At 41.7% G+C, this 15,613-nt stretch carries 7 protein-coding genes; 4 read left to right on the top strand and 3 right to left on the bottom strand.

The window, feature by feature from the left end; translation table 11 throughout:
- Positions 1-16: 16 nt before the first annotated feature.
- From BLS33_RS13200 to BLS33_RS13190, 3 genes are all read right to left on the bottom strand, one after another.
- The gene (locus tag BLS33_RS13200) at positions 17-2,263 is read right to left on the bottom strand and encodes an alpha-L-fucosidase (RefSeq protein WP_218129559.1); all 2,247 of its coding nucleotides are present in this window, start codon (positions 2,261-2,263) and stop codon (positions 17-19) included.
- A 133-nt stretch (positions 2,264-2,396) separates the two neighbouring features.
- Positions 2,397-3,707 carry an L-fuconate dehydratase gene (locus BLS33_RS13195; RefSeq protein ID WP_089889885.1) on the bottom strand — a complete coding sequence of 437 codons (1,311 nt, stop codon included), beginning with the start codon at positions 3,705-3,707 and terminating at the stop codon, positions 2,397-2,399.
- Between the two features lie 104 nt (positions 3,708-3,811).
- Positions 3,812-4,675 carry an AraC family transcriptional regulator gene (locus BLS33_RS13190; protein ID WP_089889882.1) on the bottom strand — a complete coding sequence of 288 codons (864 nt, stop codon included), beginning with the start codon at positions 4,673-4,675 and terminating at the stop codon, positions 3,812-3,814.
- Positions 4,676-5,009: 334 nt separating this feature from the next.
- Between BLS33_RS13190 and BLS33_RS13185 the strand changes: the two genes are divergently transcribed.
- The 4 genes from BLS33_RS13185 to BLS33_RS13170 all read left to right on the top strand — a co-directional run bounded on the left by BLS33_RS13185 (position 5,010) and on the right by BLS33_RS13170 (position 15,611).
- Entirely contained in the window at positions 5,010-8,507 is a 3,498-nt protein-coding gene (locus tag BLS33_RS13185; protein WP_089889879.1) for a SusC/RagA family TonB-linked outer membrane protein, read from the top strand.
- A 16-nt stretch (positions 8,508-8,523) separates the two neighbouring features.
- Complete coding sequence (locus tag BLS33_RS13180) at positions 8,524-10,290, top strand: SusD/RagB family nutrient-binding outer membrane lipoprotein (protein WP_089889876.1); 1,767 nt, start codon at positions 8,524-8,526, stop codon at positions 10,288-10,290.
- Between the two features lie 609 nt (positions 10,291-10,899).
- Complete coding sequence (locus tag BLS33_RS13175) at positions 10,900-12,168, top strand: Gfo/Idh/MocA family oxidoreductase (RefSeq protein WP_089889871.1); 1,269 nt, start codon at positions 10,900-10,902, stop codon at positions 12,166-12,168.
- Positions 12,169-12,200: 32 nt separating this feature from the next.
- Positions 12,201-15,611 (top strand): 3-keto-alpha-glucoside-1,2-lyase-like domain-containing protein, encoded by a 3,411-nt coding sequence (locus BLS33_RS13170; protein ID WP_176801385.1) that lies wholly within the window; start codon positions 12,201-12,203, stop codon positions 15,609-15,611.
- Positions 15,612-15,613: the final 2 nt, after the last annotated feature.

Below are 15,613 nucleotides of genomic sequence, written 5' to 3'. Positions count from 1 at the left end.
CTTACAATGTAGGTTCTTATTCTTCGAAAAAGTCCAATTCAGCAATAGCCGCCGTATCGCCTCCACCGGCAATTACCTTAGCTTCTATTCTAACATATCGTGTCATTACAGTATTTTTAAAATTGTGGGTACGTGCCGTGGGATCATTGATAAGGTTGCCGAATTCAAAAGTTTCCACGGTTCTCCATGATTTACCATTCGTACTTGTTTGTATGACTCCTTTCTCTATCATTCCACTTGCACTCTCGGTTTGTGGGGTGTAAGCAAAACCTTTAAGGACATGTTCTTCACCCAAATCCAAGGCAATGAAATGTGGCTTGCTATTTGCTGCTGAAGACCAATAGGTGTCGGTATTGGCATCGATGGCAAACCCGGCTTCCGATTTTTCCGCAGTACTGTCCGTTGCCAATACTTTCCATCCTTTTTTTACAATACCAAAAGTTGTGGAAGCAACACTGCCCAATTCATCTCCATGCGTTGCAATTGCCTTAACTTCTCCTGAATTGATTCTAAATGGCACCTCAAAAAGCATGGAGTTTTCATTAGGTTCACTACCATCGGTGGTGTATCGTACCTCAAAACCTCCATTTAGGTTTTTCGAAATATTAGCGGCATCCGGTTTCCAAGAATGCCATGCGAATGATTCCTTTTTAGGCTGAATAGTTACTTCGCCATCAACATTTCGCATAATCGATAACTGTGGCGGTCTACTCTTGTAATAATGTGCGGCCACATTTGATAGTGCCGGTGCCATTCGCGATTGTAATACCCGAATTCTTATTTTTGTTGTTGTTACTTCTGGAAAGCGAAGTATTCTTTTGTAACCAATATTAGTGGCTTTCGCAATTTCTTTCCAAGTGTTATCTAGCCAGGCATCAATGGCATGTTCCTCGACACGTTCACTATGTGTGGGAATGGCCTCTTGCAAAACCAATCGATTTAGCGTGATGGCTTCTGAAGTCGTTATTGTTATTTCTTTGGATGCACCATCTAGCAGTTCATAGCTAAGTACATCATCATCTAAAATAGTTGACGGTCCTTTAGCTCCCTCCAGCAAATTCTTTCCATAAGTTGCATCAATGCGTTCACCGACTTCCTTAAGTACCTCAACATCCCTTGGAGAAAATTTCCCTTCCCGGTTCGGAGGAATATTTAGGAGAAATGTAGAATTGCCACCGACCGATCTTTCGTAAATATCAAAAACATCGTCAGTGCTGCGTACGGTCTGAAACACATCGTCCCTATAAAACCATCCTTCACGAATGGAAGTATTCGTTTCCGCCGGCTGGTAATGCAAAAATTTACCCTCATAGAGTTGCTCACGCTGCCCTAGGGAAGGATCAGTCAAATCGGCGAATCGATTTAATTTCGCCGGATCATCCATATACGGAATAATATTCCATTCCGTATCTCTCGTGCGACCAGCTTCATTACCGCACCATCGAATATCTTGTTTACCAAAAACCACGGCTTTTGGCGCTAGTTTATTAATCAGTTCTTTCCAAGCCAAATAATTATAGGTCTGCCCCCCTTTACGCTTCGGATGGGCGCCATCGAACCAAACTTCGTGAACAGGGCCATACTCGGTCAATAATTCAAAAAGTTGATTTAAAAAATACTCGTTGTAATCATCTACCTTAAAGGTAAAAGTCGTCTTGTTTTCAAAAGGTCTACCCTCGACCGGGCGGGGTATGGTTCGCTCGGTATATTCACTAAGGTTTCCGTAAAGCCCCTCAGGATTTTCAATTTGATATAAATCGGCAGGGGAAAGGTAAATGCCTAATTTCAATCCGTATTTTTTGCAAGAATCCGACAATTCCCTTAAAATATCGCCTTTGCCATCTTTAAAGGGCGTAGACATAACACCATGCTCGGTGTAACGGCTTTGCCAGAGCACAAAACCATCGTGATGCTTGACGGTCAGTATTACTTTTTTCATCCCTGCTTCTTTCATGGCCTGGCACCATTGATCCGTATCAAGATTTTGAAGGTTGAAAATTGCCGGGTCTTCCATACCGTTGCCCCACTCCATACGGGTAAACGTATTTGGGCCAAAATGGATAAAAGCAATAAACTCGTCTTTTAATGCCTCATATTGATTCGGAGTCGGTACCACGTGGGCAGCCTTAACAATTATCGAGTCTTTTGTATCGCTTTCGTTTATGTCTATGGTACTTGCCGTGGCCATGGTCAGCCCTGTTTGTTTCTCTTTACAGGCCATAATCACTACAAACAATACGACAACTAAAATTCTTCTACTCATATTTTCATTTTCAAATTAAATCCTGATTTTTCCTCTTTGTCCCAAAGCTTTGTTTGGAAGACATCATCTTACAGACTCAAATCAGTACTGCATAAAAGTCCAATGTAACATAACTAAGATGCAACAAAAATTATCACACCTCTTCCTGCCATATTTTCCCATCGGGAAAGCTATAATCCTTCAAAGAGTCAGGCTTCATAGTTATACTATACCCAGGCATTTTCGGCGGCATATAAGCACCATTTTTTATCACTACGGGGTCAAAAAAATGTTCGTGCAAATGATCTACATACTCTATAATTCGATTCTCCAATGAACCACTAATGGCAATATAATCAATCATAGAAAGGTGCTGTACATACTCACAGAGTCCGACACCACCGGCATGCGGACAAACAGGAATATTAAATTTGGCCGCCATCAACAGAATGGCCAAGATTTCATTCACACCCCCTACCCTACAACTATCGATTTGACATATTCCAATGGCATTGGCTTGCATGAGCTGTTTAAAAACTACTCGATTCTGACAATGCTCTCCCGTCGCCACTTTTATAGGCGCTATGGCCCTAGCTATGGTCGCATGGCCCAATATGTCATCAGGACTCGTAGGTTCTTCTATCCAATAAGGATCGAACTTTTTAAGTTGTTCCATATTGGCAATGGCCTCATCAACATCCCATTTTTGATTTGCATCCATCATCAACCGCAAATCAGGTCCAATTTCTTCACGAATAATTGCAGCACGCCGCATATCGTCTTTCAAATCGGAACCTACTTTTATTTTCATATGATCAAAGCCCGCCTCTTTGGCTTCACAACAAAGGCGTCGCATCTTATCATCGGAATATCCCAACCATCCGGCAGAAGTAGTGTAGGCCGGATAACCGTCTTCCTTCAATTTATCAATACGTTCTTGTTTTGAATCTGCCTTTTCCTTCAGCATTGCCAAGGCCTCAGCAGGTGTAATGGCATCTGTGATATAGGTAAAATCAATACAAGAAACCAATTCTTCGGGAGTCATATCGGCCAGCAATTTCCATAAGGGTTTTTTCTCGACTTTCGCATAAAGATCCCAAACTGCATTCACGATGGCCCCCGTTGCTAAATGAATAACTCCTTTTTCAGGCCCCAACCAACGCAATTGACTGTCTCCCGTAATCATTTTCCAGAAATCACCCATATTGGAAGTAAAACTTTCCAATGTTTTCCCAATCAATAGCGGAGACAACGACTGGATGGCTGCCACACATAATTCATTACCCCTACCAATGGTAAATGTCAAACCATGCCCTTCATAGTCCGAATGGTCCGTTTTCAAGATCACATAGGCCGCGGAATAGTCGGGATCGGGATTCATGGCATCCGATCCGTCTAATGACCTACTGGTCGGGAAGCGAACATCTTTCACCACCACTTCAGAAATTTTTATGGTATCTCTCATTGATTAAAGTATTTTCACAAATCTAGTCGTTGTCGCTCCATTTTTCTACTTAAAAAAATGCTTTGACCAATACTTTTTTTGCTCTCATTACTATTATATTTCCATCATTGTGCATGGAGTCGAATATATTCCGTGGGCGACATATGCATGATCGATTTGAACTGTCTATTAAAATTTGAAATATTGTTAAACCCAGATTCATAGCAAACCAAAGAAACGTTACTTTTTTGTTCCATTAATAATTTACAAGCATACCCCACCCTAATCTCGTTGAGATATTTTGTAAAAGTCTTACGATGAACCCGCTTAAAGAACCTGCTAAATGCCGAAGCATTCATATGGGCTACTCCAGCGACATCTTTTGAGTGAATTGGATTCTTAAAATTTTTGAATATGTAAGCATAAATTACATCCAAATTTTTACCATCGGTACGATTAAAGGTGTTTACATAACCTGTACTAGCCAACAACCTAAAGTTCTTATGCTTGGCCAAGAGAAACAAAGTATTGAGGAACTGCATCGTTTTCTCAAAACCTTCCACATTAGCAAGGTCTTCAATGCTTCTAATCAAGTCGGGGTCAACATCTATAAACTTAATACCTTGTCGGGCCCGCTCGATAAGCTTCGAAATCGACTGCATTTCTGGGGTATCAAAAAATTGCCCTCCTAAGAAATCACGTCTAAAGTGAATTCCCAAGGCTTCTGCTATTAAGTGCGAATCTGGATCGAAATAGATTTCATCATTAAGCCACATATGTGGCAGATGGGCCCCTATCAATATCACCTCACCTTCGCCAAACTTTTCTATGCTGTCACCTATAAAGCGAGTACCCGTACTTTTTTGAATTACGACCAGCTCCAATTCAGGATGATGATGCCAAATTTTAAGAAAGTTCGGGTAGCGATTATAGGCAACCGAGAAAGAACTGTCTTTTGAACTGGCCCTATTAAGTAGATGAAGCTTCATAGAATATCAAATAAAGAGCAATTTATGTAATTTTTCAGTACACTATCTTCAAAAGAGGTGAAATAACTTAAATAATAGCAAAAAAAATATCAGTATTTATTCAAAAAATGTGAACATTTTGTAAAAAATAAAACTAATTTCGATGCTATATAATAGCATGGGCCCCATAAACCATGCGAATTTGTTTTTTAAAGTCCAGTTCAACCTAAACCTTCGCTCTATGGAAAAACATTAAAATCAAAAACCATTTCACCACAACAACGAATTCCTTTTTTGCATGATGCTTTAAAGGCTATTTACATCCGCTTAAAATCACTAAAACTCACTCAAAAACATGAAAAAAAGTAAAAAACCACGGTATTCTTATATGAATACCCACAAAGAGAACCCAAAGCTCGGGTCTATTTTGTTCTTGGCGCTTGTTTCATTAAGTATGCTTTATACCCATGCGGGCACACCTATGACAAACAACGTCAATATGAAATCGAGCCTCGTTAAAGAGGATTTACAGAACACAGTAACGGGAACCGTTATCGATGCACAGGGGGTACCGCTACCCGGTGTCAACATTGTAGTACAAGGAAGTACAACAGGAACGCAAACCGATTTTGACGGCAATTATACCATTAGCGCTACCACAGGCGACATTCTTTTATTCTCCTATTTAGGCATGAAAAGTCAAAGTGTTACCGTAGGTGCTAATTCTACCATAGACGTTAGCATGCAAGAAGATGCAGCCGCCCTAGACGAAGTTGTCGTTACCGCTTTGGGTATCAAACGCGAAGAAAGAGCCTTGGGTTACGCCGTATCGGAAATACAAGGTGACGAAATTGCCAAAACGGTACAGGTCAATCCGGTCAATTCACTCCAAGGAAAAACTGCCGGAGTACAAATCAGCACTACCGCCGGAGGTACATTTGGGGGCACCCGAATCACTGTACGTGGCAACTCTACTTTTGATCAAAACACACAACCCATATTTGTGGTAGATGGTGTTATTTTAGACAATGACATTAGCGGGGACCAAGGTGCCGATTGGGGCAACCAGCTAAAGAACCTGAATCCGGACGATTTCGAAACCTTCTCTATTTTAAAGGGAGCGGCAGCAGCGGCATTGTACGGATCCCGTGCACTGAACGGTGTCGTCATAGTCACTACAAAATCGGGGTCAAAACGAAAAGGTCTTGGTGTTAGCGTTAATCAAACAGTGGGTATACGAACGGTATATGACTCACCCGATTTTCAAAACCAATACGGTTCGGGTTTGACAGCTGGTGGTTTTAGTTTTGTAACCAACGGCCCCAATACGAGAACCCGTGATGACTCCCACGATACTAGTCAATTCTTCACGTACGACCTTGATACGGGGCTTCCATCAATGGCTTTTGATTCATATGAAGAACATGCGGCGAGTTGGGGACCACGATTCAATGGTCAAGAAATTATAGACTATGATGGTTCTCGGGCGCGTTGGGTAGCACAACCCAATAACTACCAAGATTATTTTAACACTGGCTTTCTTAGAAATACCAATGTTTCCATCGATGGGGGTAGTGAAACGAGCACCTTTCGACTCTCCTATTCGAACTTTTCAGAATCAGGGGTTGAATTGGGTAACGATTTTGACAAAAACTCGATTAGTTTTAAAGGGTCGCAAGATTTAATCGAGGACAAACTAACGATTAGCGCGGCAATGCACTACACAAGGTCAAAAGCAAAAAATCCATTGAATCCGGGTGGACTTTCACATTGGTTTCATGATGGTTTTCCAAGAAACTATGATGTCAACAAATGGCGAAATAACTATCTTGACGTAGATGGCGGTGTACCACATCCCTTTGGTGACAACTACAATTACACCCGAATGAGCCGTATATGGTCACACGCCCTAAAAGACGAAAACGTACGCACCGAAGGTTCGTTTATATCGAATATAAAATTAAACTATACTATTACCAATAATATTACGGCTACCCTTGAAGGCAACGTAAATCAATACACCTACAATCAAGAAGACAAAACATACGCTGACAACAGAGATCGATTGAACGGAGGTTACTATTTTGCCAACGGCGAACGCTTTCAACATAGCTTTTCGGCCAAGTTGTTCTTTGACAAACAGCTTAATGACGACTTCCGAATGGATTTATTGTTGGGCGGAGAACTTTGGACGTCTAAAGAACAGAGTCAATATGGGAGCACTTCCGGTGGTTTCAAAATCAGGAATTTCTTTGCCCTTGAAAACTCTAAAAACCCCATTAATGGTGATGGCGGAATTGGGCCTCGAAAAAAAATCAACTCGGCATACGCCTTTTTCAACACCAGCTATAAGCGAGATTTATACTTGAGTCTTACGGCAAGAAATGACTGGTCTTCCGCGTTGGTCTATCCTGACGGTACTGGCAACAACTCGTATTTTTATCCTTCGGCAAGTTTAGCTTGGGTCGCCAGTGAGACCTTTGCTTTGCCCGAGTTTATTTCCTTTGCCAAATTAAGGGGTTCTTATGCCATTGTGGGCAACGACACCGATCCTTACCGCCTTTCTACAGGGTTTGTTGCCGACAATTTCAATGCGAACCCCGATATCAACGCATTTAAATTTGAAAATAGCACCGCTGTCCCCCTTGACTTAAAACCTGAGAAAAAGTATTCATTCGAAACAGGAATTGATTTACGGTTTGCGAACAACAGAATCAATCTTGATGTGGCATACTATAAAGACAATACCAAAAATCAGATATTACCTTTACAGGTGCCCTCCGAATCAGGAATTTCAAGCCAATTGATCAACGCCGGTAATCTTCAAAATGAAGGTATCGAAGCATCGCTTAATCTAGTAGTTGTCGATGGTGAAGATTTTGGCTGGGATATTGGAGGAAACTACACCCGCAACCGCGACAAAATTATTGAATTGGCACCGGGCATCAACGAGTTCCAGCTTTTCGGAAACCCTGACGATTCGAACTCTGCAACGGCTTCATATGCGTATGTAGGCGGCGCTTATGGCGACCTGGTAACACGTAGGGGATACGATTATTACGATGGCGAAAACACACAAAATCATGATATTCCGGTATTGGCCAACAGAAATGGTTGGTCTGTGGCATACCCTATTGGCATTCAAAATAAAGATTCCCTATATGTCATGGGGAATATGCAGGCTGACTGGTATGGTGGTATGAATACTTCCTTCCGCTATAAGAGATTGCGTCTAAGCGCTATAGTGGATGCCAAATTTGGAGGAGAAATCTATTCAGCAGATGCACGGTACGGCTTGCACCAAGGGGTTCTTAATAGTTCTTTACCCAATAGGGATGCTTCCCAAGGTGGCATCACATGGACAAGTGAAGGGCAGGGACAGAATTTCTTTGGAAAAACATACGAAGATGGATATATCCCCAATGGTGTTTTCCCAGACGGAGCTACGGTCACTTCCGGGCCAGCGGACAATAGATCATCAGTAGAGGTAGGGGGAATGACCTATCAACAAGCCTACGACCAAGGTCTGGTCGAACCAACACATTGGTCAGGTTATGTGTACCGATGGACATCTGCAAGTACGGGAACCCCGATAACCGGTGTTTACACTTCCAGTTGGGTAGGTTTGCGCGAGGTAACCCTAACCTATGACGTTCCCTCCGAAATACTCGATAAACTATTGATCAGAAGCGCTTCTTTATCCCTAACGGGAAGAGATTTAGGATTCTTGTACAATTCGTTACCCGATAATATCAATCCGACATTAAGTAGTAACGCTGCGGCAAATCCGTTACAGCAAAAGTCTTCACCCTATGTAAGGTCCGTGTCCTTTGCCATAAAACTCAACTTCTAATTACAAAAAAAATAACATGAAAAAAGTTATATACCTAGCAATAAGCTTCATACTTCTCGTCTCTTGCGACGAAGATTTTGCTGCTTTGAATACCGATCCAGATATAGGTGTTCCTCCCCCGGAGACACTTTTTACCTACGCCCAAAAAGAAATGGTCACCTATAAAGGTGGTGGCGAATGGTATCATGAGAACCATCAAAAAATGACTTGGGCCCAATATTTAGTGCAGGGCAAAGCCAACGATAGTGACATAAACACTATTTTACCCGGCAGTAAGTACGGAACGTTTTACGTTACTATCATGAATCACCTGAACGAAATGCGGGTTCAGATAGCCAGTCTTCCTGAAGAAGAGCAGAAGTTTTACCAGAAATTAGTCGGAGCATCAGAAATTTTACAAGCCTTTTTTGCCCTTAGAGTTACGGATCAATTTGGTGATGTCCCTTATTCACAAGCTTCCGACGGCAGAAGGGAAGGAATTTTAGACCCCAATTACGACAAACAAGAGGCTATCTTGGATCAATTGGTCGTAGAACTAAACAATGCAATCCAGAAAATGGATGAGAAAGTGGAGAGCAGTTTTGACTTTTCCTCAAGCGATTTAGCCTATCAAGGCGATGTTGCCAAATGGATAAAATTGGCCAACGCCGTTAAACTGAGAATTGCCACACGCCTTTTTACCCAAAATGAAACCAAAGCCCGTGAAATAATTGCTGGTGTAACCTCAGATGGTCGATTATTTGAAAGTAACGATGATCAATTGACCATCGACTTAGGGGGCACCTATCGAGGTTCTGCGGGAGCTGATTTTGAATGGAAAGGCGTTATGTGGGCGGCAGAACCCATGGTAGAATTCATGAAGACCACGGCCGACCCTAGAATTCGTATCTTTTATGAACCCAATGGCTATTCCCAAGAAACCATTGATGCTTTTGAAGACCCAGCTACTATTTCACCTGCAATAGACATTGACAATGATACTGCTGTATTGTACACTACCGATGACGGGGAAGATATTTTAGGATACCGTTATATCGGTCTGCCTACTTTCCGAAATGATCCGAACATTGGCATTCCTGATTATTATTTGTATCAAGACCAGCCGAATACCGTTGGTAACAATGCCACAATGTTGTCAAAATATAATAGAAGGTTACTTCAAAATTGTGGATACACCTATGGTGGTCTGCCACAAGCTGAAGGCAACTATGTAGATGTCATGTTGTCTTATGCAGAGGTATGTTTTATGATGTCGGAATTCATACTTAAAGGGTATGCGACCGGGGACGCCGCGGACTGGTATTCCAAAGGTATTGCATCATCATTGCAAACTTATAATATGTTAGGTGAAAAACAAGATCTGATATTGCGGGTTGCTAATAAAGAATACCCTTATCAAGCTATAAGTGAAACGGAAATGACAGATTATTTGTCTAACCCCGTTATTCAGTTCAATGGTGTTGATGACCTTGAGAAGGTATACATTCAACAATTTCTTAATTTTTATCGCTTACCGGATGAAGGATGGATTCTCTCCATGCGTACGGGATATCCTAAATACGGATCTTCATTGTTGGCAAGGTCTCCTATCGATACACCTGAGATTCCGTTCCCAAGGAGAATTCCACCTCCAGAGCCTGGCGACTTGAATGTTGCAAAATGGCTACAGGCCAATGCAGACCAAGGGTTTACCAGCCCAAGAGACGAAAGTCCTGATGCATTGAATTCACAACGGTTATGGTGGGATTTGAACAACCCCACTATTGGTAGCGGAGGAAACTAAAAACAAGATTCACTCTTTATAAGATGGTCGGCTACACAGAGTAACCGACCATTTTTTTATCGCCTTCTTCTTTGTCTTTATGGTTGACACAAAGTTTCAAAGCCGCTATCCACACTTTGGATTAAAATTCAAACAGCAGTGATAAGTCGTTGATAAACTAAACTGTTCCTTTAAATTGTCTCAAGGCCGACTTATTTAAACCTAATTTTTTGGAGCAATTTTAGCTTAGGCTACTACCAAATTCATCCCAAAATCATATAAAATAGATTTAATGCAAAAATAGTATCATATTTTGCTTAAAATATAGTAGAAAATAGTACAAAATAGACCTAATTTCGAAATGTAATAAAATGGTATTGTTAGAGTTTGATGATGCCTAGCTAGTTTCAATGATGAAAAATAAGATTCATTTTACCCGCAATGGAGCAAGAATCACTTTACACCCCGCTCTCGCAGAAAATGAAACATATAATTTTAGTTAGTTTGTTTTGAGTTAGTTTAGTTTTAAAAATGGCCGGCTATATTTTAGTCGGCCATTTTTCAATTTGAAATAGACTATTCAATACCTATATTGCCAAAAAAAATTGAGGATCTAAGAACACAGTTATTATGAATAAAAAATCGACGGGCCGTAGAGACTTTGTAAAAAAGTCTATCGTGGCAGCTGCAGGAATAAGTATAATCCCTAGACATGTAATGGGAGGTGTCAACTTTATCCCGCCCAGTGACCAATTGACCAAAGCAGTAATTGGTGTTGGGGGTATGGGACAGGGCCATTTAGAATATGAAGGCACAAAATTATTGGCCATATGTGATGCCGACGCCAATCACCTATCGAGTACTTTGGAAAAGGTTGGAAGTAGTGTAAAAGGATACCGAGATTTTCGAGATGTGCTCGCCAGGCCAGATATTGATATTATACATATCGCCACCCCGCCCCATTGGCACGGTCTCATGTCAATAATGGCTGCAGAAGCAGGTAAGGACGTTTGGTGTGAAAAGCCGATGACCAGAACCATTGGAGAAGGCAAAAAAGTGGTCGAAGCCATGAATTTACATGGCAAAATGTTTCGCTTGAATACATGGTTCCGTTTTAAGGATAATTTCTACGGCATGGGAACCCCAGTAAAAAAACTAAAAAAGGTTGTTGAAAGTGGAGCTTTGGGCTGGCCGCTAAAAGTGACTATTAGTGGAATTACCGGTTTTAACTGGAAATTTTACTGGGTAGGAAAAGAAAACCTTAGTCCGCAACCTGTTCCTTCGGAATTGGATTATAATATGTGGCTAGGGCCAGCTCCCGAAAAACCATACAACCCGCACCGTGTGCATTCTACCTTTCGAGGTTATTGGGATTATGACGGTGGTGGACTAGGCGATATGGGCCAACACTATATCGACCCCGTACAATACTTTTTGGGAAAAGACAATGATAGCCCCGTAAAAGTAGAAGTCGATGCCCCGCAACAGCATTACGATGCTATTGGTACTTGGAGACGAATTACCTACACTTATGCCGATGGATGTCAAATAATTCTTGATGGTGAAAACAAGGATAAAAATGCCGCCTACATTGAAGGACCCGACGGCAAAATCTTTAACGGATTCAAATCGACCATTCCGAATATAGAAGGATTGATCGACAGCCTCCCCGATCCAGAAGAGCAAATAACCGTTTTTTCAGAATCGGTAAAAACACGTCAAAAATTCGCACTGAACGAAGAAAACGGGCATCGATCCGCAACGGTAGTAAACATGGGAATCATCGCATTGCGACTGGGGAGAACCTTGGAATTCGACCCCGAAAAACAAGAGTTCATCAATGATGAGGAAGCGAATAGATTAATCGATCAACCAATGCGTTCTTCATGGGCCTATTAGTAAAAAGAAGTTCAACAACCGATTATTTGAAAATGAAAAAAACAATCATAAGAATTAGTGCACTTTTTTTATTACTGTGTACTTCTAACATACTCACAGGTCAAATCAACAGAACCTTGGAAACCAAGGTTGCCGATATTTTGGCCCAATTGCCAACCAATGACCTAAAACATTCCGATAGGTTGATGGAGGAAATCATCGGTCTGGGAACTGAGGGCATTCTTCAGTTTTCCGACAAACTCGTTCCTTTAGGAAGTGGAAATGATACCCCGGCAAGATACGCCATCGAAAGTGTTGCCATCTATAGCGGTGGAAAAACACCGACCATTACGGGTGGTGTCGTAGAAGAAGCTTTGCTCAAAGCGCTTGAAAAAGCTTCGGATAAAGAAGTAAAAACATTTTTGATACGACGGTTGATGCATTGTGGAAGCAATGCCAGCGTTACTCCGCTTAGTAATTATTTGAGCGATGAACAACTATATAAGCCTGCCATCGCCACATTGACCAACATTGGTACATCTGAAGCTGCCAAAGCAATTTTTAATGGTACAAAAAATGCAAGCGGCAAAGAACTTCCTGAATTTATCGATGCCCTTGGCGCATTAAAATATGCCCCTTCCGAAGGAGCATTAAAAGAGAATGCTTCAAATAGCAATAACGTAGTAAAAGCAAAAGCGCTCATGGCCTTGGCTCAAATTGCCAGCCCCGATTCATTTGAAACATTGACAAAAGCAGCGGCGGCATCGAACTACAGATTAGACGCCTCGAAGTCGATATCCGCATTATCGCATTATGCCAATCAATTGGCCAAAACAGGTAATAAGGCCCTTAGTTCACAAGTGGCCAGATTAATGCTAAAAAATTGCAGCGCTGAAGATCAATTGCATTTCAGATCTACTGCAGTACATATTTTACGGGCCAATGAAGGCAGTTCGTTTAATAAGACCTTGCTTAAAGAGGCAAAAAAATCAGACAAAAAATACGTTGCTTCAGTTCTAGATGCCGCATCTGAAAACTTGTCTTCCGAAGAAGTTGAAAAATGGATAAAGTATTATAAAAAAGCTTCTCCAGAAACCAAAGCCTTATTAATCGGAATGCTCGAAGATCGCAACGAAGCTTCCGTTTTTGAAAAGGGCGTTTTAGAGGCCGTAACAGATAAAAACAAAGAAGTTCGCATAGCGGGAATTAAGGCCCTTGCCTATCAAGAAAAAGACAAGGCGTTTCCAGTTTTACTGCAAGCTTTAAATACCGCTACTTCACCAGAAGAATTTACTGCTCTGGAACAAAGTTTATTAAAAATTGTCAGTGCTGAAGACAATCAAACGTTGGCTGACAATCTAGATAAGACTAATACGCAAGGAAAGGTCGTATTGGTAGATGTATTGGCCGCTCGAAATGCAACATCGCAATACAATACCATTACCGAATTGGCCGACAATGGCAATGAAGATATAAAACGGTCGGTTTATGCCGCGCTACCTTCCATCTCAGGCCCGAACAATATTGTGGATCTTACGAAGATGCTTTCCACCGCAACGGACGAAACGAATATCGGCAACATTCAAAAAGCCATTATCAGTGTACTAGAGGCAACGAAAGGCGCCCAAGGAAGTCAAATTTATCAAGCCTACGATCAAGCTTCCGACAAATCAAAATTGGCTCCGGTACTGGCGGCATTAAGTTCTGACAACGCACTTGAACTCGTATCGCAACAGTTGAAGTCTGGTAATGAAGCGGAAAAGTTAGCTGCAGCCGATGCGTTGGCCCTGTGGAAAAATAATGCAGCAATTCCGCTCTTGTTCGATGCTGCAAAAAGCGCCACCAATAGTGCAGAGCGTGAAAAGGCTTTTACAAGGTACTTGGCAAAAGTTTCAAAATCGCATTACCCTGACGAACAAAAATTACTATTGGTTCGAAAATTGATGCTATTTGCGCAATCTATATCCGAAAAGAAACTAATAATTCAATCCGCATCGAGAACCAAGACATTTTTAAGCTTGATTTTTGTGTCCGAGTTCTTGAACGATAGCGAATTGATAACTACGGCATCAAATGCCGCTATCCGTATTGCTTTGCCTACTCCAGGGGTCAATAATGGCCTAAGTGGTGAGGTCGTTCGCGACATTGTTTCTAGAAGTGTCAATAACCTTACCGGTCAAGATAGCCAATATATCAAAATCGATGTCAAGGAGTTTTTAGATAAAATGCCCAAGGAAAAAGGATTTGTTTCGATATTTAATGGCACTGACTTTTCCGGATGGGAAGGACTTGTCGAGAATCCGATTGCCAGAGGCAAAATGTCAAAAAGCAAATTAGCCAAGGCTCAAAAAGCGGCCAACGAACAAATGATGCGTGATTGGTTCATTAAAGACGGTGTCATCGGTTTTAAAGGGGATGGATACAATAACATTTGCACCGTTAAAGATTATGGCGATTTTGAGATGTTGGTCGATTGGAAAATAACCAAAGGCGGTGACAGCGGTATTTATCTTAGAGGTACCCCACAAGTTCAAATTTGGGATATTGCACGCGTTGATTCAGGGGCCGAAGTCGGTAGTGGTGGACTTTATAACAACCAAAAACACGAGAGCAAACCACTAACGGTAGCCGATAATCCAGTCGATGAATGGAACACCTTTCATATTAAAATGGTGGGCGACCGGGTTACAGTTCACCTTAATGGCGTTTTGGTTACCGATAATGTTGTTCTAGAGAATTATTGGGACCGGAATCTATCTATTTTTCCGAAGGAGGCCATCGAGCTACAAGCGCACGGTGAGGACCTGGGCTTTAGAAATGTCTATGTGCGGGAAATCTCCCCCGAAGGAACTTCATTGACCGAATCAGAGCAAAAGGAAGGTTTTAAGGCCTTGTTCAGCGGTGAACATTTAGATTATTGGATCGGTAACAAAACCGATTATCTAATCGAAAATGGCGAGATAGCCGTTCGCCCCTCACAAGGAGGTCACGGCAACTTATTTACGGCCGAAGAATTTTCAGATTTTATATTCCGGTTCGAGTTCAAGTTGACCCCGGGAGCGAATAATGGCCTTGGCATACATGCACCATTAGGAGGCGATGCCGCCTATGAGGGCAAAGAATTGCAAATTCTTGATAATACTGCCGACATTTATGCCAACCTGAAACCCTACCAATATCATGGATCGGTCTATGGAATCATTCCTGCCAAAAGAGGTTTTCTAAAACCTGTTGGTGAATGGAACACCCAAGAAGTTGTTGTCAAGGGCGATGATGTAAAGGTAACCTTGAACGGCACGGTCATCCTAGAAGGCAACATGAAAGAAGCTGCCAAAAACGGACCAGCAGACCACAAAGAACATCCTGGGCTACAGCGAAATAAAGGGCATATCGGTTTCTTGGGCCACGGTGCCGAACTATGGTTCCGAAATATAAGAATCAAAAATCTTGAAAAACAAAATTAATT

It is taken from the genome of Kriegella aquimaris (genome assembly GCF_900103215.1).
Taxonomy (GTDB): Bacteria; Bacteroidota; Bacteroidia; order Flavobacteriales; family Flavobacteriaceae; genus Kriegella; species Kriegella aquimaris.
This window is presented reverse-complemented; position numbering and strand designations above follow the sequence as displayed.